This window comes from Burkholderia sp. BCC1988 (assembly GCF_905339895.1).
Taxonomy (GTDB): Bacteria; Pseudomonadota; Gammaproteobacteria; order Burkholderiales; family Burkholderiaceae; genus Burkholderia.
The window spans coordinates 152,250-175,078 of sequence record NZ_CAJPHA010000008.1 but is presented as its reverse complement, the minus strand read 5'-3'; the positions used below and the strand labels follow the sequence as shown (position 1 = coordinate 175,078).

At 67.4% G+C, this 22,829-nt stretch carries 21 protein-coding genes and 1 tRNA gene; 13 read left to right on the top strand and 9 right to left on the bottom strand.

The annotated features are described in order from the left end of the window. The first annotated feature begins 51 nt into the window (after positions 1-51). Entirely contained in the window at positions 52-1,254 is a 1,203-nt protein-coding gene (locus tag U4012_RS13905; RefSeq protein ID WP_321799252.1) for a porin, read from the top strand. Positions 1,255-1,381: 127 nt separating this feature from the next. Next, positions 1,382-1,666 carry a PAAR domain-containing protein gene (locus U4012_RS13900; protein ID WP_044844531.1) on the top strand — a complete coding sequence of 95 codons (285 nt, stop codon included), beginning with the start codon at positions 1,382-1,384 and terminating at the stop codon, positions 1,664-1,666. 43 nt (positions 1,667-1,709) lie between these two features. Here the strand turns inward: U4012_RS13900 and U4012_RS13895 are convergent, their stop codons facing one another. Continuing rightward, positions 1,710-2,021 (bottom strand): cupin, encoded by a 312-nt coding sequence (locus tag U4012_RS13895; protein ID WP_124486910.1) that lies wholly within the window; start codon positions 2,019-2,021, stop codon positions 1,710-1,712. Between the two features lie 95 nt (positions 2,022-2,116). Further along, entirely contained in the window at positions 2,117-2,800 is a 684-nt protein-coding gene (locus U4012_RS13890; protein ID WP_321799249.1) for a DJ-1/PfpI family protein, read from the bottom strand. 116 nt (positions 2,801-2,916) lie between these two features. Here U4012_RS13890 and U4012_RS13885 point away from each other — a divergent pair, with 116 nt between their 5' ends. Next, positions 2,917-3,885 carry a GlxA family transcriptional regulator gene (locus tag U4012_RS13885; RefSeq protein ID WP_321799247.1) on the top strand — a complete coding sequence of 323 codons (969 nt, stop codon included), beginning with the start codon at positions 2,917-2,919 and terminating at the stop codon, positions 3,883-3,885. Between the two features lie 197 nt (positions 3,886-4,082). Continuing rightward, positions 4,083-5,054, top strand: coding sequence for a LysR family transcriptional regulator (locus tag U4012_RS13880; protein WP_124486913.1), 972 nt, complete (start codon positions 4,083-4,085; stop codon positions 5,052-5,054). A 111-nt stretch (positions 5,055-5,165) separates the two neighbouring features. Here the strand turns inward: U4012_RS13880 and U4012_RS13875 are convergent. The 4 genes from U4012_RS13875 to U4012_RS13860 form a co-directional block, all read right to left on the bottom strand. Beyond that, positions 5,166-5,242 (bottom strand) — tRNA-Met (locus tag U4012_RS13875). 124 nt (positions 5,243-5,366) lie between these two features. Continuing rightward, positions 5,367-7,025, bottom strand: coding sequence for an MFS transporter (locus U4012_RS13870; protein WP_124486914.1), 1,659 nt, complete (start codon positions 7,023-7,025; stop codon positions 5,367-5,369). A 238-nt stretch (positions 7,026-7,263) separates the two neighbouring features. Continuing rightward, positions 7,264-8,817, bottom strand: coding sequence for a sensor histidine kinase (locus U4012_RS13865; protein WP_124486915.1), 1,554 nt, complete (start codon positions 8,815-8,817; stop codon positions 7,264-7,266). A 17-nt stretch (positions 8,818-8,834) separates the two neighbouring features. Continuing rightward, on the bottom strand, positions 8,835-9,563 hold the full coding sequence (locus U4012_RS13860; protein ID WP_257773810.1) for a response regulator transcription factor: 729 nt from the start codon (positions 9,561-9,563) through the stop codon (positions 8,835-8,837). Between the two features lie 190 nt (positions 9,564-9,753). Between U4012_RS13860 and recA the strand changes: the two genes are divergently transcribed. The 9 genes from recA to U4012_RS13815 all read left to right on the top strand — a co-directional run bounded on the left by recA (position 9,754) and on the right by U4012_RS13815 (position 18,917). Then, positions 9,754-10,824, top strand: a complete 1,071-nt coding sequence (gene recA, locus U4012_RS13855) for a recombinase RecA (RefSeq protein ID WP_044844523.1) — start codon at positions 9,754-9,756, stop codon at positions 10,822-10,824. Then, complete coding sequence (gene recX / locus U4012_RS13850) at positions 10,824-11,693, top strand: recombination regulator RecX (protein ID WP_124486917.1); 870 nt, start codon at positions 10,824-10,826, stop codon at positions 11,691-11,693. The genes recA and recX overlap by 1 nt, the downstream gene beginning before the upstream one ends. A 146-nt stretch (positions 11,694-11,839) precedes the next feature. Then, positions 11,840-12,448 carry a DUF2889 domain-containing protein gene (locus U4012_RS13845; RefSeq protein WP_044844521.1) on the top strand — a complete coding sequence of 203 codons (609 nt, stop codon included), beginning with the start codon at positions 11,840-11,842 and terminating at the stop codon, positions 12,446-12,448. 68 nt (positions 12,449-12,516) lie between these two features. After that, the gene (gene sucC / locus U4012_RS13840; protein ID WP_006755512.1) at positions 12,517-13,683 is read left to right on the top strand and encodes an ADP-forming succinate--CoA ligase subunit beta; all 1,167 of its coding nucleotides are present in this window, start codon (positions 12,517-12,519) and stop codon (positions 13,681-13,683) included. 68 nt (positions 13,684-13,751) lie between these two features. Further along, positions 13,752-14,633, top strand: coding sequence for a succinate--CoA ligase subunit alpha (gene sucD, locus U4012_RS13835; RefSeq protein ID WP_006477916.1), 882 nt, complete (start codon positions 13,752-13,754; stop codon positions 14,631-14,633). 168 nt (positions 14,634-14,801) lie between these two features. Next, positions 14,802-15,506 (top strand): TerC family protein, encoded by a 705-nt coding sequence (locus U4012_RS13830; protein ID WP_044844520.1) that lies wholly within the window; start codon positions 14,802-14,804, stop codon positions 15,504-15,506. A 97-nt stretch (positions 15,507-15,603) separates the two neighbouring features. Further along, the gene (locus tag U4012_RS13825; protein WP_044844519.1) at positions 15,604-16,200 is read left to right on the top strand and encodes a pilin; all 597 of its coding nucleotides are present in this window, start codon (positions 15,604-15,606) and stop codon (positions 16,198-16,200) included. Between the two features lie 171 nt (positions 16,201-16,371). After that, entirely contained in the window at positions 16,372-18,150 is a 1,779-nt protein-coding gene (locus tag U4012_RS13820; RefSeq protein ID WP_321799236.1) for a PglL family O-oligosaccharyltransferase, read from the top strand. A gap of 62 nt (positions 18,151-18,212) precedes the next feature. Beyond that, positions 18,213-18,917, top strand: a complete 705-nt coding sequence (locus U4012_RS13815; RefSeq protein ID WP_321799234.1) for a TonB family protein — start codon at positions 18,213-18,215, stop codon at positions 18,915-18,917. A gap of 84 nt (positions 18,918-19,001) precedes the next feature. Here the strand turns inward: U4012_RS13815 and U4012_RS13810 are convergent, their stop codons facing one another. The 3 genes from U4012_RS13810 to U4012_RS13800 all read right to left on the bottom strand — a co-directional run bounded on the left by U4012_RS13810 (position 19,002) and on the right by U4012_RS13800 (position 22,750). After that, positions 19,002-20,201: a hypothetical protein gene (locus U4012_RS13810; RefSeq protein WP_321799232.1), complete on the bottom strand. Its 1,200-nt coding sequence runs from the start codon at positions 20,199-20,201 to the stop codon at positions 19,002-19,004. Between the two features lie 31 nt (positions 20,202-20,232). Beyond that, entirely contained in the window at positions 20,233-21,531 is a 1,299-nt protein-coding gene (locus U4012_RS13805; RefSeq protein WP_321799231.1) for a glycosyl hydrolase, read from the bottom strand. A 70-nt stretch (positions 21,532-21,601) separates the two neighbouring features. Beyond that, a complete protein-coding gene (locus U4012_RS13800) occupies positions 21,602-22,750 on the bottom strand; it encodes a glycosyl hydrolase (protein WP_321799428.1) in 1,149 nt (382 codons plus the stop codon). Positions 22,751-22,829 lie beyond the last annotated feature (79 nt).

Sequence of the window (22,829 nt, the reverse complement as noted above, 5' to 3'; positions counted from 1 at the left end):
GGCGCGCACGCCTGCGTTTGGCCATTCGACCCGCGCAATGGAGATCTCTCGATGAAAAAACGGCTGTTGGCAGGCGCGGGCGTCGCGCTGATCGCGGGTGCGGCGCACGCACAGAGCAGCGTCACGCTGTACGGCATTATCGATGAAGGGCTGACTTACTCGAGCAACGTCGCGGTGACCGGCGCGAACGGCGTGGCAAGCGGCAAGCCCGCGCTGCGGATGCTGGGCGGCGTGCAGCAGGCGAGCCGCTGGGGGCTGCGTGGCAGCGAGGATCTCGGCGGCGGGCTGAAGGCCGTCTTCACGCTCGAGAACGGGTTCGATCCGAGCACCGGCAAGCTCGGGCAGGGCGGGCTGATCTTCGGCAAGAAGGCGTTCGTCGGGCTGTCGGGACCGCTCGGCACCGTCACGCTCGGGCGGCAGTACGACACCAACGTCGACTTCCTCGGCCCGCTCGAGGCCGCTGCGCTGTTCGGCGGCTACATGGTCGCGCACCCCGGCGACCTCGACAACGTGAACAACGCGAACTCGACCAACAACGCGATCAAGTTCACCAGCAACGACTACGGCGGGTTGCGCGTCGCCGCGATGTACGGGGTCGGCGGCGTGGCGGGCGCGACGACGCGCAACCAGGTGTGGTCGGCCACGGCCGGCTACACGCGTGGGCCGCTCGCGGTGGCGGCCGGCTACCTGAATGCGCGCAACCCGAACGTGTCGTTCTTCGGCACGACCGGCAGCCCCGCGCCGACCGTGGGCGGCGTGCCGGGCAACAACATGCTGTCGCCGGTGTATTCGGGCTATGCGTCGGCGCGCACGTTGCAGGTCGTGGCGCTCGGCGGCACCTATGCGATCGGCGCGGTGACGCTCGGCGCGATGTACACGAACACGTCGTTTCGCCAGCTCGGCGATCTGTCGTCCGGGCCGAATCCGGGTGGCGTGTCCGGCAACGCAGTGTTCAACAACGCCGAGGCGAGCGTGCGCTATCAGTTCACGCCTTACCTGTTCGGCGGCGTGGCGTACGACTACACGCGCGGCGGCGGCGTGGCCGGTCGCGACGGCGCGACGTATCACCAGGTTGCCGCGGGGCTCGACTATTTCCTGTCGAAGCGCACCGACGTCTACGTGAGCGCCGTGTTCCAGCGTGCGTCGGGCACCGACTCGACCGGGCATGCGGCGGTCGCGGCGATCAACGGCCCCGGCGCCTCCGCGAACGACCGGCAGTTCCAGGCGCGGATCGGCATGCGCCACAAGTTCTGATCAGGGCGACGGCGAGCGGCTGCGCGGTGATATCCTCGCGAAACGCCCGCGACCGACGGGCGGATACCGACTGCCCGCACGCGGCCCGACGCCGTGCTGCGCGGCGTTTCCGAGGGAGAGCCGAACCATGAGCCGCAAATTCATTCTGAAGGGCGACACGACCGATCACGGCGGCGTCGTGCTCGACGGGATCGCCAATTCGTCGTTCGACGGCCGCGAGCTTGCCTATCTCGGCGCGCCTGTGTTCTGCGCCGCGTGCAAGACCCAGGGCGTGATCGTCTCCGATGGCGGCGAGCGGACGATGACCGTGATGGGCAAGGTCGTCGCGCTCGAACACGACCTGTGCCAGTGCCTGTGCGCGCCGCAGCCGAAGCTGATCCCGTCGCAGGGGACGGGCACCATCTCGGGCTGATGCCCGTCGACTCCGTGCGACGCGCGCGGCGCGCCGCCCGTCGTCAGACGCTGCCTGCGGTCTCGATCACCAGAATGCGCGCTTCTCCGAGCGGATGCGCGACATGTTCGGTGCCGACCGTCGCATGGAAGACGTCTCCCGTTTCGAGCACCGTCGCGTGCTCGATGCCTGCTTCGCGGTAACGCATCTCGACGCGGCCGTCGAGCACCGCAAAGACTTCCTCGCCGTCGTTCACGTGCCACCGGTACGGCTGATCGGTCCAGTGCAGGCGGACCGTGATGCCGTTCAGGTTCGCGATGTCCAGCGCGCCCCATGCGCGCTGTGCGGTGAACGCGGTGCTGCGGATGATGTTCATCGGTAGGTCCGGTCCGTGAATTTGAAGGCTGCGGAGCGCGGGCAGGCTGCACGGCCGTGCGGCTCGGCCGCGCGCCGGTTTCCGTGTACCGGGGATCAGCGCGACATCGCGCGCAAGGCTGCGTCGATCGTCTGCTTCCGCTTCTCCAGCCCCGCAGCCGAACGCTCGGTCACGCGCTTCAGGACCGATGCCGGCGCGGTATCCGGCGAGCCTGCATCGAACGGCGGCGCGGGCGCATATTCGAGCGCGAGCTGGATCGCCTGCGCCTCTTCGTCGCCGACCAGTTCGGCGGCGATCGTCAACGCGAAGTCGATGCCGGCCGTCACGCCGCCGCCGGTGATCAGGTTGCCGTCGCGCACCACGCGTTCGCGCACGGGCACCGCACCGAGCGGCGCGAGCAGCGCATGAAACGCCCAGTGCGTCGTCGCGTGGCGGCCGCGCAGCAGGCCGGCCACGCCGAGCAGCAGCGCGCCCGTGCAGACCGACGTCACGTAGCGCGCGGCCGCCGCGCGCTGCTGCACGAACGCGATCGTTTCGGCATCGAGCAGCAGTTCGTTGATCCCGATTCCGCCGGGCACGCAGATGACGTCGAGCGGCGGGCAGTCGTCGAACGTGCAGGTCGGCGCGAGCGCGAGGCCGCTGCTCGACGCGACGGTGTCGCGCGATTTCCAGACCAGATGAACCGCCGCGTCGGGCAGCGATGCGAGCACGTCGTGCGGGCCGGTGAGATCGAGTTGCTGGACACCCGGAAACACGAGAAAGCCGATATGCAGGGTCATGCGAACACTCCGAAGGGAAGGGGCGGCGCCGCGGCCGGCGCACGATGGACAGATCGATTCTAGGCGCGTAGTGTTTGGCGAAATTGCCAGATCGCCCACGTTTTCAGCCAATCACCATGCCAGCCGCTCCGCGCTCGATCCTGATCCTCGCGTTCCCCCGTGCGCAGTTGCTCGACGTGACCGGGCCGCTGCAGGTGTTCGCCTCCGTCAACGAACTCGCGCAGGAGCGCGGCCGGCCCGCGCCGTATGCGCCGCGCGTCGTGGCCGCCGAGGCGGGGCCGGTCGAGACATCGTCGGGGCTCGTCGTGATGGCCGATTCGCTGCGCTCGGCCGGGCGGCCCGACACGGTGATCGTGGCCGGCGGCAAGGGCGTGCAGGCCGCGTCGCGCGATGCGCGCACGGTGCGCTGGGTCCGGCAGCAGGCGCAGCGCGCGCGACGTGTCGCATCGGTCTGCACCGGCGCGTTCCTGCTCGCCGAGGCCGGCCTGCTCGACGGGCGGCGCGCGGTCACGCACTGGGCGCGCTGCGACGAATTCGCCGCGCGCTATCCGAACGTGCGCGTCGAGCCCGATCCGATCTTCATCCGCGAAGGCGCGCTGTGGACGTCGGCCGGCGTGACCGCCGGCATCGATCTCGCGCTCGCGCTGGTCGAGGAGGATCTCGGGCGGGCGATCGCGCTCGATGTCGCGCGCGAACTCGTCGTGTTCCTGAAGCGGCCGGGCGGGCAGGCGCAGTTCAGCGCGATGCTGTCGATGCAGCGCACCGACGACCGCTTCGGCGAACTGCATGCGTGGATCGCCGAGCACCTGACGGCCGACCTGTCGGTGCCGGCGCTCGCCGAGCGCGTCAGCATGAGCGAACGCAGCTTCGTGCGGCACTACCGCGCGGGGACCGGCCGCACGCCCGCGCGCGCGGTCGAACAGATTCGCGTCGAGGCCGCGCAGCGCTTGCTCGGCGAAACCGCGTGGCCCGTCAAACGGATCGCCACGCGGTGCGGCTTCGGTTCGGAAGAGACGCTGCGGCGCAGTTTCGTGCGCGTGCTCGGCGTGTCGCCGCAGGGCTATCGCGAGCGGTTCGTGCGGTAACGTGCCGGTGCGCGGCGAGCATGCCGCGCGTGGCAACCGGGGACGGAGCCGTCGACGTTCGGAACTGCGCGAATCGCGATCACTTTCGAGTCCGAAACGCTGCGACTATTCGGGCGAGGAGAACAATGGGCGGGGGCTTGTGCCGCGCGCGTTGCGCGCTCTATTCTGTTCCGTTGGCGATTCGAAGGGGGCGCAGCATGGACCGCATCCAGGCAATGGAAGTTTTCACCCGCGTGGTCGACGCGAACAGCTTCACGCGCGCGGCCGACACGCTCGCGATGCCGCGCGCGTCGGTCACGACCATCATCCAGAATCTCGAGGCGCTGCTCGGCGTGCGCCTGATGCACCGGACGACGCGCCGGCTGTCGCTGACGCCGGAGGGCGCCGCGTATTACGAGCACTGCGTGAAGATCATCTCGGAGATCGCGGAAGCCGACGCGAGTTTCCAGACCGGCAACCGCAAGCCGAGCGGCGTGCTGCGCGTCCACATGCCGAGTTCGCTCGGGCGGCGCGTCGTGCTGCCGGCGCTGTCGATCTTCCGGCAGCGCTATCCGGACATCACGCTCGACCTCGGCCTGGCGGACCGCTACGTGGATCCGGTCGAGGAGGGCATCGACTGCATGATCCGGGTCGGGCCGCTCGAAGATTCGTCGATGGTCGCGCGGCGGATCGGCATGCTCAAGCGCGTGACCTGCGCGTCGCCCGACTATCTCGCGCGTCACGGCGAGCCGCAGGAGATCGCCGATCTGGCCGACCATCATGCGGTGAATTTCCGCGCGAGCCACGGCGCGCGGGCGATTCCGTGGGTGTTCATGATCGAGGGCAAGCCGGTCGAGGTGCGGATGAACGGCAGTGTCACCGTGAACGATTCGGATGCGTACGTGACGTGCGGGCTCGAAGGGTTCGGGATGATCCAGCCGACGCTGTTCATGGTGCTGCCGAACCTGCGCGACGGCACGCTGGTCGAGGTGCTGCCCGATTGCAATCCGAAGCCCAAGCCGATCTCGATCGTGTATCCGCACAACCGGCATCTGTCGCAGAAGGTTCGCGTGTTCGCGGACTGGATCGCGGAGCTGTTCGAGTCGACGCCGGCGCTGGAGGGCGGGGAGAACTGGCGGGGGAAGGTGCGGGCGGCGGCCGTGGAGGAGCGGGGATCGGTGGTGGCGTAACGTGTGGGATGCGCGTGCCTGCAGGGCAGGCGACGCGCGAATTCCTCGCACGCGCCGGATGACGCAATGAAAAAAGCCGCTGATCCTTGCGGAGCAGCGGCTTTTCGCATTTGGTGGCGAATCAGGGACTCGAACCCCGGACCTGCGGATTATGATTCCGTCGCTCTAACCGACTGAGCTAATTCGCCGAAGACTTGAATTATGCTGATGTGCCGCCGGGCTGTCAACACCTTTTTTCATCTTCCCTGAAAAAAGTTGTCGGCGGCCCGTTCCGGCAGTGTAGCGGGCGGGGTGGCCGCCCGCTACCCGACCTCAATCCTGCGCGTAGATATTGGAGTCCTTCGTCTCCTTGACGAACAGCACACCGATCACGAACGTGGCCAGCGCGATCACGATCGGATACCAGAGCCCCGAGTAGATGTTGCCCTTCGCCGCGACGATCGCGAATGCGGTCGCCGGCAGGAAGCCGCCGAACCAGCCGTTGCCGATGTGATACGGCAGCGACATCGACGTGTAGCGGATCCGCGTCGGGAACATCTCGACCAGCATCGCCGCGATCGGGCCGTAGACCATCGTCACGTAGATCACGAGGATCGTCAGGATCACGATCGTCATCGGCCAGTTGAGCTGCGCCGGGTCGGCCTTGGCCGGGTAGCCGGCCGCCTTCAGCGTCGACGCGAGCGTCTTGTCGAACGCTGCGCCTTGCGCCTTCGCGTCGGCCGCCTTGCCGTCATACGCGGGGATCACCGTATCGCCGACCTTGATCTGCGCGGTCGTGCCAGCCGGTGCCGCGACGTTCTCGTAGTTCAGGCCGGCCTTCGCGAGCGCGCTCTTCGCGATGTCGCACGAGTTCGTGAACTTCGACGTGCCCACCGGGTTGAACTGGAACGAGCAGGCGGCCGGATCGGCGAGGACCGTGATCGGCGCCTTCTGCGTCGCGAGTTCGAGTTGCGGGTTCGCGTAGTGCGTGAGCGCCTTGAACAGCGGGAAGTAGGTGAGCGCCGCGATCAGGCAGCCCGCGAGGATGATCGGCTTGCGGCCGATCTTGTCCGACAGCGAGCCGAAGAACAGGAAGAACGGCGTGCCGATCAGGAGGGCGATCGCGATCAGGATGTTCGCGCTGGCGCCGTCGACCTTCAGCGTCTGCGTGAGGAAGAACAGCGCGTAGAACTGGCCCGTGTACCACACGACGGCCTGGCCGGCGGTCAGGCCGACGAGCGCGAGGATCACGAGCTTCAGGTTCTTCCACTGGCCGAACGCTTCGGTCAGCGGCGCCTTCGACGTCTTGCCTTCCGCCTTGATGCGCAGGAACACCGGCGATTCGTTCAGCTGCAGCCGGATCCACACCGACACCGCGAGCAGCGCGATCGATGCGACGAACGGCACGCGCCAGCCCCAGCTGCCGAACGCTTCCTCGCCGATGAAGGTGCGCACGCCGAGGATCACGAGCAGCGACAGGAACAGGCCGAGCGTCGCGGTCGTCTGGATCCACGCGGTGTAGAAGCCGCGGCGGTTCGCCGGCGCATGCTCGGCGACGTAGGTCGCCGCGCCGCCGTACTCGCCGCCGAGCGCGAGGCCCTGCAGCAGCCGCATCGCGATGAAGATCACGGGCGCCGCGATGCCGATCGATGCGTAGCCGGGCAGGAAGCCGACCACGAAGGTCGAGATGCCCATGATCACGATCGTCACGAGGAACGTGTGCTTGCGGCCGACGAGGTCGCCGAGCCGGCCGAACACGATCGCGCCGAACGGACGCACGGCGAACCCGGCCGCGAAGCCGAGCAGCGTGAAGATGAATGCCGCGGTCGGATTGACTCCGGAGAAGAAGCTCTTGCTGATGTAGGCCGCGAGTGAGCCGGCCAGGTAAAAGTCGTACCACTCGAACACGGTGCCGAGCGACGACGCGAAGATCACCTTCTTCTCTTCGCCCGTCATCGGCGAGTGCGAAATTTGCCCGCCTAACGTTGCCATGAATCGTCTCCAAGTCCCTTGATATAGATGTGTGGCCGCCTTGGGTGGGCGGGCCTGTCGACGATTATTGGCACGGAAACTTACGGCGCACTGACTCGCGGGCGCAAAACGACTGCACGTTAACCCGCGCCGAATCGGCCGTTTCGTGCCCCGATCGTGTCGCGGCAGGCCGGTAAAGCGCCGGTTTCGATGGGATCGCGTCGCGTATGCGGCGGTATGCGGTTCGGATCCGCCCGTGTCAGGATCGATCCGCGGCGGTATCCGACAACGGCAGGCTGACGCGCACGAGCGTGCCAGCGAGGCGCGGTGCGCTCTGATAGACGTGATCGTCGAGCGTCAGCGTGCCGCCGTGCTGCGCGGCGATCTCGCGCACGATCGCGAGCCCGAGGCCGCTGCCATCGCCTTCGCGGCCGAGGATCCGGTAGAAGCGCTCGACCACGCGCTCGCGTTCGCCGGCCGGGATGCCGGGGCCCGTATCCTCCACTTCGAGATGCACGCGCCGCGCCGCGGGCTCGGCCCGCACGCGCACCGTGATGCGGCCGCCTTCGGGCGTGTAGCGGATCGCGTTGTCGACCAGGTTGCCGAGCATCTCGCGCAGCATCACGGGATTGCCGTCGACGTCGAGCGGCGTATCGTCCTCCGGGCCTTCGTAGCCGAGGTCCATGCGCTTCGCGAGCGCGGCCTGCACCCAGTCGCGCACCGTGCGGCGCGCGAGCGCCCCGATCTCGACCGGCTCGAAGGTCAGCCCGCTCGCGCGGTTCTCGGCGCGCGCGAGCGCGAGCAGCTGCGTGACGAGCCGGGCGGCCTGCTCGGAGCTCGTCGCGATCTGCTCGAGCGAACGCTGGACGTCGGGCGGCACGGGATGGCGCAACGCGAACTCGGCCTGCGTGCGCAGCCCCGCGAGCGGCGTCTTCATCTGGTGCGCGGCGTCGGCGATGAAGCGCTTCTGCAGCGCCATGTTCTGTTCGAGGCGCGCGAGCAGGTCGTTGAACGACGTGACGAGCGGCTCGATCTCGGGCGGCGCGCGCTGCGCCTCGACAGGCGACAGGTCGTCGGGCCGCCGCGCGCGGATGTGCGCCTGCAGCGCGTTGAGCGGCGCGAGCCCGCGCGACAGCCCGAACCACACGAGCAGGATCGCGAGCGGCAGGATCACGAACTGCGGCAGGATCACGCCCTTGATGATGTCGTTCGCGAGCGCGTTGCGCTTGTCGAGCGTCTCGCCGACCTGCACGAGCACGGGCTGCGTGCTGCTCGACTCCGGCAGCGCGACGGTCGTATACGCGACGCGCACGTCGTTGCCGCGCAGCAGGTCGTCGCGGAACACGACGACGCCCGGCGGCGGGCGGTCCTCGTCGCGCGGCAGCGGCATGTCGGCCTCGCCCGCGACCAGCTCGCCGCGCGTGCCGAGCACCTGGAAGTAAACGCTGTCGACGTTGTCCGCGCGCAGGAAGTCGCGCGTCTGCTGCGGCAGCGTCAGCTCGGCGACGCCGTTGACCGGATGGATCTGCCGCGCGAGCACGTACGCGTTGGTCTCGAGCGCGCGGTCGAACGGGCCGTTCGCGATCGTTTTCGCGACGAGATAGGTAACGGCGATGCTCATCGGCCACAGCAGCAGGAGCGGCGCGAGCATCCAGTCGAGGATTTCGCCGAACAGCGAGCGCGGGCGCGCGGCCTCGGGCGTATCGGTTTCGTCGGGCGGCGCGAACGGGTTCTCGTAGCGCGCGTCGCGCACGGCGTCGGCGGCGGACGATGGCTCGCCGGTCGGATGGCGGGAATGGGCCGGCGTGGCCATCGCGGCGACGGCCGGGTTCAGCGCAGCGGCGTGCCGGCCGCCGCGGGCTGGGGCGCGGCCGGGTCGGCCGGCGCCGCGGGCGCGACTTTCTCGAGGCAGTAGCCGAGGCCGCGCACGGTGGAAATCCGCACGCCGCTCGGCTCGATCTTCTTGCGCAGCCGGTGCACGTACACTTCGATCGCGTTGTTGCTGACTTCCTCGCCCCATTCGCACAGATGGTCGACGAGCTGCTCCTTCGACACGAGCCGGCCGATGCGCTGCAGCAGCACCTCGAGCAGCCCGAGCTCGCGCGCGGACAGATCGAGCACGCGTTCGTTCGCATACGCGATGCGGCCGACCTGGTCGAACGCGAGCGAGCCGTGGCGCACGACGGTCGGGCCGCCGCCCGCGCCGCGCCGGGTCAGCGCGCGCACGCGCGCCTCGAGCTCGTTGAGCGCGAACGGCTTGGCCATGTAGTCGTCCGCGCCGAGGTCGAGCCCCTTCACGCGCTCGTCGACGCTGTCGGCGGCGGTCAGGATCAGCACGGGGAGGTTGGAATTGCGCGCGCGCAGGCGCTTCAGCACGTCGAGCCCGGACATCCTGGGCAGCCCGAGATCGAGGATCAGCAGGTCGAAGGACTGCATCGACAGCGCGGTATCGGCCTCGATACCGTTCTTCACGTGGTCGACCGCATAGCCCGATTGGCGGAGTGACCGGGTGAGGCCGTCCGCGAGTATGCTGTCGTCTTCGGCGATGAGAATTCGCATGTTGCTGACCGATGGCCGGCGGGGCGTGCGCGCCGGCGCGGCTGTCTCCGAAGTTATCCGTGTACAACGCAGCCTGCATTGCGGGCTTGCATAAAACACTGTTTTTTTATACAGTGTCTGCATTCGTGGGCAGCGCTTGAAAGCGGGCGCGCCTCTGACAGACGCTGCTCATCATAGCAAAGGACGATTCATGGAAGATAGCAAGAAGGGCTCCGGGATGACCGCCGAGAAGAGCAAGGCGCTGGCGGCCGCACTCGCGCAGATCGAGAAGCAGTTCGGCAAAGGGTCGATCATGCGGATGGGCGACGGCGAAGCGGCCGAAGACATCCAGGTCGTCTCCACGGGCTCGCTGGGTCTCGATATCGCGCTCGGCGTCGGCGGTCTGCCGCGCGGCCGGGTGGTCGAGATCTACGGTCCGGAATCGTCGGGTAAAACCACGCTCACGCTGCAGGTCATCGCCGAGCTGCAGAAGCTGGGCGGCACCGCAGCGTTCATCGACGCCGAGCACGCGCTCGACGTCCAATATGCAGCGAAGCTCGGCGTGAACGTGCCGGAGCTGCTGATCTCGCAGCCGGACACCGGCGAGCAGGCGCTCGAAATCACCGACGCGCTGGTGCGCTCGGGCTCGATCGACATGATCGTCATCGACTCGGTCGCGGCGCTCGTGCCGAAGGCCGAAATCGAAGGCGAGATGGGCGATTCGCTGCCGGGCCTGCAGGCTCGTCTGATGTCGCAGGCGCTGCGCAAGCTGACCGGCACGATCAAGCGCACGAACTGCCTCGTGATCTTCATCAACCAGATCCGGATGAAGATCGGCGTGATGTTCGGCAACCCGGAAACCACGACGGGCGGCAACGCGCTGAAGTTCTACTCGTCGGTGCGTCTGGATATCCGCCGGATCGGCTCGATCAAGAAGAACGACGAGGTGATCGGCAACGAAACCCGCGTGAAGGTCGTCAAGAACAAGGTGTCGCCGCCGTTCCGCGAAGCGATCTTCGACATCCTGTACGGCGAAGGCATTTCGCGCCAGGGCGAGATCATCGATCTCGGCGTGCAGGCGAAGATCGTCGACAAGGCCGGCGCCTGGTACAGCTACAACGGCGAGAAGATCGGCCAGGGCAAGGACAACGCGCGTGAATTCCTGCGCGAGAACCCGGAAATCGCGCGCGAGATCGAAAACCGCATTCGCGAGTCGCTCGGCGTTGCCGCGATGCCCGATGGCGTAGTCGACGAAGCCGAGGCGATGGACGAAGAAGAGTGATGGTCGGGCGCCGAGGTCACGCTGGCGAACCGGACCCGAGCGACGCGCCCGACACGGCGGGCCGCTCCGGCCGGCGAGCCGCATCCTCGGGTGCCGACCGGCGGGGCGCGGGCAGTCAGTCCGCGCACCGCACCGCGACGAGGGCATCCGACGATGCCCTCGTTTCGTTTGAGATCACCGCACCGGTCGATCCGTTCGACGACGACGAATCGTTCGACGCGCACGACCGGTCGCGCCGTCGCGTGTCCGGTGTCGGCTTCCCGGGCGAGCGCGCAGCCGATGCGGCGGCGTCGGTCAAGGAAGATGTGTATACGCGCAGCAGCCAGCATCCGCGTCGCACACGCCGTGCGGCCGGCGGTTCAGGCAGCGCTGCTTCCGGCGACGAGGCCGGCGCCACCGGGCGCAAGTCGTCGAAACCGCCGCGTTCGCTGAAGGGCCGCGCACTCGGCTATCTGTCACGGCGCGAATACAGCCGCGCCGAACTCGCGCGCAAGCTCGCGCCGTACGTCGGCGAGGACGAATCGGTCGAGCCGGTGCTCGATGCGCTGGAACAGGAAGGCTGGCTGTCCGATGCACGCTTTGCCGAGAGCCTCGTGCATCGCCGCGCATCGCGCGTCGGCGTCGCACGCATCGTCAGCGAACTGAAGCGCCATGCGGTCGGCGACAACCTCGTCGAGGAAGTGAATGCGCAGTTGCGCGAGACCGAGTGGACGCGCGCGCAGGCCGTCTGGCGCAAGAAATTCGGTGCACTGCCGCAAACGCCCGCCGAGCGCGCGAAGCAGGCGCGCTTCCTTGCCGCGCGCGGCTTTTCGAGCGCGACCATCGTGAAGTTGCTGAAGGTTGGCGACGATTTCCCGATCGACGACTGACCGCTTCGGTCGCGCGCGCTGCGCGCGATTTTGCTGCAATGCAACCGTTTCCGGACAGGCGGGAATACCCGCCGTCGCGGCCGGATGCCTCAAATACCCAATATGCTAAAATCCACGGGTTTTCCTCTTCGGCCTCAACCTCCAGCATGCCGCTATCCGAGCCCGTGCCCCGTCAGTTGCGACATCGACGCGCAATCCGAGCGGAAGCCTACGAGCGCGACGACGGCTTGTGGGACATCGAAGCCTGCCTGACCGACCACAAGCCGCGCGATGTCGCGCTTGCGTCGGGCATCCGGCCCCAGGGCCTGCCGATCCACGAACTCTGGCTGCGCGTGACCATCGATCGTGACCTCAATGTCGTCGACGCCGAAGCGTCTTCGGAGTGGGTTCCCTATCCCGGTCACTGTCAATCCGCCCCTCCCGCCTATCGGGCCCTCATCGGGCTCAACCTCTTCCGCAATTTCCGCCGCAACGCGAACCGGCTGCTCGCCGGCGTCGCGGGCTGTTCCCATCTGACCGAACTGTGCGCCGTGCTGCCGACGGCAGCGATCCAGGCGTTCGCCGGTGACGTGTGGAACGTGCGCGAAGAGGGCGGCGAAGGGCCGGACCATGACGGCGAGCACGTCGAGCCGCCTTTCCAGCTCGGCCGCTGCCGGGCATTGCGGTTCGACGGCGAGGTCGTGCGGCAGTACTACCCGCGGTGGTACGGCCCGCTTCGGCCGGATCTGCCCGGTGAGGGCAGCACGAAGGAATGAACGGAAATCATTCGAAGAAGCGTCTTAAGCGACATTTCATCCAACTCTCAGACTGAAGGGAATCACGCATGAAGATTCACGAGTACCAGGGTAAGGAAATCCTGCGGAAATTCGGAGTCGCGGTACCGCGCGGCAAGCCGGCGTTCTCGGTTGACGAGGCCGTCAAGGTGGCAGAAGAGCTCGGTGGCCCGGTTTGGGTCGTGAAGGCTCAGATTCACGCGGGTGGCCGTGGCAAGGGCGGCGGCGTGAAGGTGGCGAAGTCGATCGAGCAGGTTCGCGAATACGCGAACCAGATCCTCGGCATGCAGCTCGTCACGCACCAGACCGGTCCGGAAGGCCAGAAGGTCAACCGCCTGATGATCGAAGAAGGCGCCGACATCAAGCAGGAACTGTATGTCAGCCTCGTCGTCGACCGCATCTCGCAGAAGATCGTGCTGATGGGTTCGAGCGAAGGCGGCATGGACATCGAGGAAGTCGCCGAAAAGCACCCGGAACTGATCCACAAGGTCATCGTCGAGCCGTCGACGGGCCTGCTCGACGCGCAAGCCGACGACCTCGCCGCGAAGATCGGCGTGCCGGCCGCTTCGATTCCGCAAGCACGCGCGATCCTGCAAGGCCTGTACAAGGCATTCTGGGAAACCGACGCATCGCTGGCTGAAATCAACCCGCTGAACGTCTCCGGCGACGGCAAGGTCATCGCACTCGACGCGAAGTTCAACTTCGACTCGAACGCGCTGTTCCGTCACCCGGAAATCGTCGCGTACCGCGACCTGGACGAAGAAGATCCGGCTGAAATCGAAGCGTCGAAGTTCGACCTCGCGTACATCTCGCTCGACGGCAACATCGGCTGCCTCGTGAACGGCGCAGGCCTCGCGATGGCGACGATGGACACGATCAAGCTGTTCGGCGGCGAGCCGGCGAACTTCCTGGACGTCGGCGGTGGCGCGACGACCGAGAAGGTCACGGAAGCGTTCAAGCTGATGCTGAAGAACCCGGACCTGAAGGCGATCCTCGTGAACATCTTCGGCGGCATCATGCGCTGCGACGTGATCGCGGAAGGCGTGATCGCCGGTTCGAAGGCCGTGAACCTGAACGTGCCGCTCGTCGTGCGCATGAAGGGCACGAACGAAGACCTCGGCAAGAAGATGCTGGCCGATTCGGGCCTGCCGATCATCTCGGCTGACAGCATGGAAGAGGCTGCGCAGAAGGTTGTCGCGGCTGCCGCAGGCAAGTAAGCGCGCTCAATGAACAGGTATGGCGGCGCGGTTTGCACGCGACGCCAATCGAACAGAGGTCAAAATACATGTCGATTCTGATCAACAAGGACACGAAGGTCATCACGCAGGGCATTACCGGCAAGACCGGTCAATTCCACACGCGCGCCTGCCGTGAATACGCAAACGGCCGCGAGGCATTCGTCGCGGGCGTGAACCCGAAGAAGGCCGGCGAAGATTTCGAAGGCATTCCGATCTACGCGAGCGTCAAGGAAGCGAAGGCCGAAACCGGCGCGACCGTGTCGGTCATCTACGTTCCGCCGGCAGGTGCTGCTGCTGCGATCTGGGAAGCGGTCGAAGCCGACCTCGATCTCGCGATCTGCATCACGGAAGGCATTCCGGTTCGCGACATGATCGAAGTGAAGGACCGCATGCGTCGCGAAGGCCGCAAGACGCTGCTGCTCGGGCCGAACTGCCCGGGCACGATCACGCCGGACGAACTGAAGATCGGCATCATGCCGGGTCACATCCACCGCAAGGGCCGCATCGGCGTCGTGTCGCGTTCGGGCACGCTGACGTATGAAGCGGTTGCGCAGCTGACGGCACTGGGCCTCGGCCAGTCGTCGGCAGTCGGTATCGGCGGCGACCCGATCAACGGTCTGAAGCACATCGACGTGATGAAGATGTTCAACGACGATCCGGACACGGATGCGGTCGTGATGATCGGCGAAATCGGCGGTCCGGACGAAGCCAACGCCGCCGAGTGGATCAAGGACAACATGAAGAAGCCGGTCGTCGGCTTCATCGCTGGCGTCACGGCGCCTCCGGGCAAGCGCATGGGCCACGCCGGCGCGCTGATCTCGGGCGGTGCGGATACGGCCGAAGCGAAGCTGGAAATCATGGAAGCGTGCGGCATCACCGTCACGCGCAACCCGTCGGAAATGGGTCGCCTGCTGAAGAAGGCGCTGTAATATTTCCCCTGGGTTCGTCCTGCAGAAAACGCCGGCTTCGCCGGCGTTTTTTGTTATGCTCGCGCAATGAATTTGTAAGCCCCGGGGCTGCGCGATGCATGTCCCGGCATTGACCCGGGCCGCCTGTTCGACAGCCGTTGCCCCGCACCCGATCACCCGATACTGCTCATGCTTGAATTCCTGACGTCGCTCCACTGGGGCGCGGTGTTTCAGATCGTCATCATCGACATTCTCCTCGGCGGCGACAACGCGGTCGTGATCGCGCTCGCATGCCGCAACCTGCCCGCCAACCAGCGGCTGCGCGGCGTCGTGTGGGGCACGGCCGGCGCGATCCTGCTGCGGGTCGCGCTGATCGCATTCGCGGTCGTGCTGCTCGACGTGCCGTTCTTGAAGTTCGGCGGCGGCCTGCTGCTGCTGTGGATCGGCGTCAAGCTGATGGCGCCGGACGCCGATGCGCACGACAACGTGAAGCCGGCCGACCGGCTGTGGGACGCGGTGAAGACGATCGTGATCGCCGACGCAGTGATGAGCCTCGACAACGTGATCGCGATCGCCGGCGCGGCCGAGCAGGCCGATCCGTCGCACCGGCTGGCGCTGGTGATCTTCGGGCTCGTCGTCAGCGTGCCGATCATCGTGTGGGGCAGCACGCTCGTGCTGAAGCTGCTCGACCGCTTTCCGGTCGTCGTCGCGCTGGGCGCCGGGCTACTGGGCTGGATCGCCGGCGGGCTGATGGTGCACGATCCGGTCGGCGACCGCTGGCCGGTACTCGATACGCAGGCCGCGATCTACGGCGCGAGCATCGCCGGCGCGCTGTTCGTCGTCACCGCGGGTTACGCGCTCCGGCGCCGCCGCGGCGTGCCGCGCGCGCATTGACGTTGGCCGTCCGGCCGACTGCCGGGGCCGCGGCCCGCTGGCTACGATCGAAACGCCTGCCTGATCCGGCAGGCGTTTTTCGTTTCCGGAGCCAGTCATGTTCGAAGCCTTTTCCGTTTCCCTGTTCCGTCGCATCGCCGCCGATCTGCGGCGCGCGCGCCGGCCGGCGCCGCGCTGGCGGCCGGCCGGCTTCACGCTGATCGAGCTGATGATCGTGCTCGCGATCGTTGGCGTGATCGCGGCCTATGCGATTCCCGCGTACCAGGATTACCTCGCGCGCTCGCGCGTCGGCGAGGGGCTCGCGCTCGCGTCGTCCGCGCGGCTCGCGGTCGCCGACAATGCCGCGAGCGGCGCGGGCCTCGACGGCGGCTACAGCCCGCCGGCCGCCACCCGCAACGTCGAATCCGTCGTCATCGACGGCGACACGGGCCAGATCACGGTGGCGTTTACCGCCCGCGTCGCCGCGGCCGGCGCGAATACGCTCGTCCTCGTGCCGTCCGCGCCGGACAAGGCCGATACGCCGACCGCGCGCGTACCGCTGAAAAAGGGCACGATGCAGGCCGGGGCGATCGCATGGGAGTGCTTTGCCGCCGGCAAGGCTGCGTCGTCGCTCCCGGCGCCGGGAGCGGGCCCGCTACCGGCGGAGGCCGCGACGTTGCCCGCGAAATATGCGCCGGCGGAATGCCGCGCGTAGGGGCGGGGGCATGCCGGCCAGTGCGGGGCCGCGTGCACGGCACGGCGCCCGCCGTGCCGGCGGGTTGCGCCGGTCGCACCGGTCGCGCCGCGTCGGGTGACGGTGCGACGGGCCCGCACAGAGCGGGGAAAGTTTTGTATAGTGCGCCGGTTGCTGACATCCGGTTCGCTCATGCCTTCTACTTTTTCCCGTTCGTTGCCGCTCGTTGCGCTGGCTGTCGCCCTGATCGTGCCGTACTCGATCACGAATCACACCTATCCGATTCCAACCTTCTATTCCGAATTTGCCGCGCTGGTGCTGTATCTGCTGGTGGGGCTCTCCGTCGTCCTGCTCGCGCGCACGGGCCGTCCGGCCGAGCCGTTCGCCGCGCCGGCCGCGTTCGTCGCGCCGCTCGGGTTCGCGGCGGTGCTGATCGCGCAGGTCGCGCTGATGCCGCTGAAGGTGCCGTCGATGAACTGGCTGGCGGTCGGCTATCTGGCCGCCGCGCTGGTCGCGATGCAGGCCGGCTACACGCTCGCGCGCGAGGGGCTCGCCGAAGCCGTCGCGCGAATGATGTCCGGCGCGCTGCTCGTCGGCGGGGTGTTCGCGGTCGCGAGCCAGATCGTTCAGCTGTTCCATCTCGAGTCCGCGGTGTCGCCGTTCGTCGTCGTGTACAACATCGCGGTCGATCGCCGTCCGTACGGCAACATGGCGCAGGCGAACCACCTGGCGACCTACATCGCGTTCGCGCTCGCGGGCGCGCTGTATCTGGCGCAGACGCGCCGGCTCGCGGCATGGGCGTGGCTCGCGCTGTCGATCGCGCTGTCGGTCGGGCTCGCGCTGACGGTGTCGCGCGGCCCGTGGCTGCAGGTCGCGGTGCTGGTCGTCGCGGGTTTCTGGATGGCATGGCTCGAGTCGCGCCGCGCGCCGGGCAACCGCCGCGCATGGCTGATGCCGGTCGCGCTCGCGGTGATCTTCGTCGCGGTGAACGTCGCGGTGCGCTGGGCCAACGTGCATTTCCACCTGGGGCTCGCCGAGTCGGCGGCCGACCGGATGCGCGACGCGGGGCAGATCGCGCCGCGCCTCGCGCTGTGGAAGTACGGGCTTGCGATGTTCCGCGAGCATCCGTTGCTCGGCGTCGGCTGGGGCGAATTCCCGTCGCATCAGTTCGCGCTCGTGCGTACGCTCGGCGGTGTCGAGATCGCGAACAACTCGCACGACATCTTCATCGACCTGCTCGCGAAGTCCGGCCTCGTCGGCCTCGGCGTACTCGTCGTCGCGCTCGTGACGTGGTTCGTGCGCGCGGTGCGCGCGCCGCAGTCGAGCACGCGCGTGTTCGGCCTCGCGCTGATCGGCATCCTGCTGATGCATGCGCTCGTCGAATATCCGCAGCAATACATGTTCTTCCTGCTGCCGGCGATGTTCGTGATCGGCCTGCTCGACGTGAAGCCGCTGCGTATCCTGCCGGGCCGCGCGGCGTTCGGGCTGTTCGCGGTGCTGTCGGTCGGCGGCGTGCTGGCGGCAGTGCCCGTGCTGCGCGACTACCAGCGCGCGGAAGTGCTGTACTACGGCAGCGAACCGGCCGCGCAGTACCGCGACGCGCCGTCGCTGCTGTTCGGCGCGTGGGGCGATTACGGTGCGGCCACGCTGCTGACGATTTCGCCGGACAACCTGCCGCTCAAGCTCGTCGCGCACGAGCGCGCGATCGCGCTGCTGCCCGGCGAGACGGTGCTGCGCCGCTATGCGGCGCTGCAGGCGCTGGCCGGCCGCGACGCCGACGCGCTCGATACGGTTGCGCGCCTGCATGTGTTCGCGAAGGAGTTGAAGGATTGGCCGCAGCAGCTTGGGTTGCTGTACAAGCTGTGCGACCAGCAGCCGGCGCTGAAGGCGTTCAAGGCGGCGGTGGTCGCGAAGTACGGAGAAGTCCCGGCCGACGCGGACGACGGCGATTCGGACGACGATTCGGAGTGACGCCGCGCGGCGCCGGGCGGGGAATCCCGGCGTCGGTCGGATTGCGGTGGAGCAGGGGAGCGATGGCGGCCCGGGACGGTGCGGCGATTGCTTCCCGCGAAGAATGGATGCCCGCCGGATACGGCGCGATTCGCGTCAACCATTGTCAAATCGCCGCCACGCGCGAGGCGGCGCGTGCACAATGCGCGAAAGCGTTCGCGTGCATGGCCGCCCGGAGCGGGTTGCCGGCACGAACGCTGCCCCCGGATCTCCGGGAACCCGCGAAGCAGGATCGCGACCGGGCAACCATCGGTCGTGCGGCCGCAACGGGGCGCCGGTCCGATGGCCGCGGCGCGGGGCGATGCACGCGCTGCGGCCGGACGATGTCGGCCGGCGCGGCAATCGGCCGCAACAGTACTCAAGAACGATATTCGACCATGGCTCTTCGCTCGACCATCCTGATCCTGCCTGCCGTCGCCGTGCTGCTTTCCGGCTGCGCGATGCTGTCGTCGTCGCAGGAAAGCAAGCTGACCTGCCGCATTCCGCGCGCCGTCTACCCGGATGGCGCGAAGCCGCTCACGCGTCCCGTCACCGTGCTCGTGCGCGCGCTGATGACGACCTCGGGCGAAGCCCAGAACGTCACCGTGACGACCAGCAGCCGCAATGCCGCGGCAGACCGCGCGGCCGTCGACGCGATGACGCATGCGACCTGCGCGCAGACCGGCGCCACCGCGAATCCGTTCCTGCTCACGCAACCGTTCGTGTTCGAGCCGCGTCGCGGCGAGTGATGGGCGGGCGACGCGGCTGGTCATGCCGTGTCGCGCCAGCCGCGTGCCGTCGTTTCCTCTCCGGTGCCGCCATGCCGCTGCGGTTCAGTGCCGCGGCATCAGGTTTGCGCCATGGCAAGCCGGGGCGGCCGCGTTGCGTAGCCCGAGCATCGTGAACCCGTTGCGCTCCTGGCGGATCAGCGCGTAGCGCCGCGCCACCGTGTTTCCATCCTTGCCGGTCAGGTCCAGTTCGACCTGGAAGCGATCCTTGCCGTCCGAGCAGCCGCGTACCGGACCGTACGCGAACCCGACATCGGGCGCCTTGCTTTCGGCATTGAACGCTTGCCGGGCCTTCAGCGCCACCGCAGCGGCCGCCGGTTCGCTCCACTCGCGCGCGAGCGCATCGTCCACGTTCAGCCATTCGTCGACGAAATCGCGTCCGTTGAGCGCGACGGGCTGCACGCGCTGCACGGTGTCGCCGTCGACGCGGTAGCGGAAGATGCCCGGCCGCGTCATCACGTCGCTGTCGCGCGAGCCGACCGTCGTGCGCATCTCGAAGCCGTCGGGGCGCACCTTGAAGCGGAGCGCGTCGTCGTCGAGCACGTAGCCGTGATCCGTATGGAACAGCGTGCGTTGCGCGGCCGTGCCGTTGGCTGGCGCGACCACGTCCGCGCCGAACCGGCTCCAGCGCGACGAGCACCACGGCGTGCCATGGACGATCGCCACCTGGCCGCCGGGCAACGCACCGAACCAGAAACCGCCGCCGTAGGCGCCGCCGATGTCCTTGTAGTCGTCGGCTTGCCAGCGCAGCACGCGCCGCCAGCCGCCGTTTTCCCACGCGTACGCGGTGAGCAGGTTATCGTCGCCGCACGCGATGTCGAAGCCGGCGCGCACGAAGAGCAGCGGACGGGACGTGCCGTCGCGCGCGACGTCGACGTCCGCGTTGCGGCCGAACGCCGATTCGCCGGTTTTCGGCTGGGCGGGTTGGGCGGGTACGCCGAGCGTTGCCGCGAGCGCGCGTTTCAGCGCCGCCGGTTCAACGAGTTCACCGCTGCACGCGAGCCGCGCGTCGATCGCGCCGACGAGCGCCTGCTTGTACGCGCGAAGCGCATCGCGCAAGGGCGGCGACACGTCGACGGTGCCACCGCCGTCGCCTTGCGGATTACGCACTTGCTGCACGCGGTGTTGCGCGTCGACGGCGGCGCGCGCGGCTGTGTCGGCGGCGGGGCAGGGGCTAGCGGCGAAGGCGACGGGCGATACGACAACGCACAGCGCGAGTGCGGCGCGATGTATCGAGTTGTTCATCGAATGGAGTCTCCGGGCGTAGCGAGGGGATTCAGTCCTGTGAGGCCGTGGCATTTCGGACAGGGAACGACAGCTTCTCCAGTCTTTCATCGAGCAGCGAATAGAGCGTGTTCGTATCCTGATCGAAGTACCGGCTGTTATGGACGATCTCGTCGACCTTCTGTTTCCAGGTCCTGCCTGCGTCAATGCTGCTGACCATCAGGGGGACCGGTGGATCGTCGGTTGCCTGCCCGGGATCGGTCGCATAGACGAGCAACAGGCCGTCGCGGCCCACGTCGAGGTCGCTCACGATGAGCTTCCTGTCAAACGTGGTCACTTGCCGGACGCGCTCGGGGTGCGTGGCCGCCCACGTCGAAAGCACGCCGGTCCGGTGTGCGCCGTCCGGCGCAGTATCGTCACCGCTCCCGTTGTCGAGGAGGGACAGCGCGTAAAGCGTGTAACCGCCGGTCGTGGCCGGTGTTGACGCGAGTCGGGTGACGGTCTGGTTCGGCAGGACGGCGTCGGGAACGAACGTCTGCTGATCCGGCGCGAGCCGATATACGACGCTGCGAGCGGGGGCCGTCGCCGACCGATCGACATGGTAAGCCACTCGCAGGGTGCCGTCGGGGCCGAGGTTCACCGCTTCGAAGTTGCGCGGGGGCAGACCGGGGACGACTGCATTCGGCGGTAGTGCAATCCGCTGCCAGGAGTCGCCGCCGTCGGATGTTCGCCGGACGGCCGGGCCCCGGCCGATCGCGTAGCCGCGCTGCGCGTCGATGAAGAGGAGCTGATCGATATCTTCGTGCTCGGGCCATTCGAGCTGCGACCAGCGGCGGCCGCCATCGAGCGATTTCCAGACACGGGTTTGCTGCGGGTTGAGGTCGTCCGCGCGACGCGGCGATGTGTAGCTCATCCAGCCGGCACTGATCAAGTGGACATGACCGTCTCGCGAATGCCACCACGCGATGTGTTGGCCGGGCGCTTGCAAGCTGCGCTGCAGTCCGCGATCGAGCGTGCCGCGGAAGAAATTCGCGGTCCGCCGATTGAGGGTTTCTCCCGCGTTGTTCATCCATGCTTCGGTGGGCTCGGCAACCGTCGGATTCTTCCACTCGTCGGCAGGCTTCAGCGCCACCACGGGATCGGCGACCGTGAGCGACATGATTTCGTTGCCGGTGATGTAGAAATCACCGATGCCTGTCGGCGGGTCGGGCCATGTGATCTGCGACGAAACGGTTTGCCATCGGGGGCCGGTGTTTTCGTACAGCAGAATCAGTACGATGCTGCCGATCGTGATGGCGGCCAGCCGCTTCAGCCGGGATCGATTGCGCATTGAAGTCGACGGAGAGGGCATGAGGCCGGTTGTGCCGCGGGCGTTATCCGATTCTGCGGACGCGGCCCGCGGCACGCGTGCCAGGCGGCGATCAGAATTGTCGTTTCCGCAGCGTGTAGGCGAACACCGAATAGAGCGTATTCGTTTCCGGGTCGAAGTAACCGCCCTGCGAGGCCTTGTCGGTGGTTTGCTGCCAGGTCTTGCCGGCATCGGTGCTGCTGATGGTCAGGTCGATGGGCGAGCCGCCGCCGTTTGCGGTGTTTGGATCGGTTGCGTGAACAAGCAGAACGCCGTTGCGCCCGACACTCAGCCCGTTGAGCGTCAAGCGGTCCTCGAACGTGTGCAACTGCCGGATGCGATCAGGATGCTCGCTGGTCCAGGTCGAAATGCCTCCTGTATCGCGGTTGTCGCCGGATGCATTGGCCGCGCGTGACAGCACATACAGCGGGTAGTCTCGATACGGTGCTGGCGGTGCTTCGAGGCCGACGACGTGGCCGGGTAGCTCGGCTTCATGGGCGAAGTCCGGCTGATCCCAGTCGAGCCTGCTGACGATGCTGGTCGGTTGCGGATAACCGGGCTCGTTGGCCAGATAGGCGACGCGCAATGTACCGTCCGGGCCGAGGGCGACTCCATCGAATGATCTGCGCGGCTTGCCTGGGATGATTGCGCCCGGAGGCGCCTTGATTTCCTGCCACGATTGGCCGCCGTCTGTCGTTCGCCAGACGCGCGGTCCCCAGCCGATCGCGTAACCACGCTGGGCATCGATGAACAGCAATCGGCCGATGTTGTGATCCGCAGGCCATTGGAGTTGGGACCAGTGCTGGCCGCCGTCGCTCGATTTCCAAAGCCTCGTAGTCTGAAGGACCGCGCCGTCGTCGGGGCGAGGTGCCTTGTAGTCCATCCAGCCGGTACTGACGTACAGGACCCGCCAGTCGGGCGAGTACCACCATGACGCGGTCTGGCCCGGTTGCTGGAAGTAGCGCACGACGCTGCCGCCCAGCGTGCCGCGCAGGAAACTGACGGTGGACCGGTTCAGCCGCTCGTTTGAATCGTCCATCCACGGTTCGGCGAACTCCGCGACGTCCGGGTTCTTCTGCTCGCTTTCCGGCTTGAACGTGAGTTCCGGTCTTGCAACCTTCAACGACATGAAGTCGTTGCGCTGTACGCGAAATGCGCCTGCGCCGTACGGCTTGTCGTTGCGCATGAATTCGGTCGATACCGTTTCCCACCCTGAAGTCATTTCCGTATATCCGTAAATAGCGATCGGCAGAACAAGAACGCATCCCGCGATCAAAAGCCATCGTTTGCTTTTTCGCATA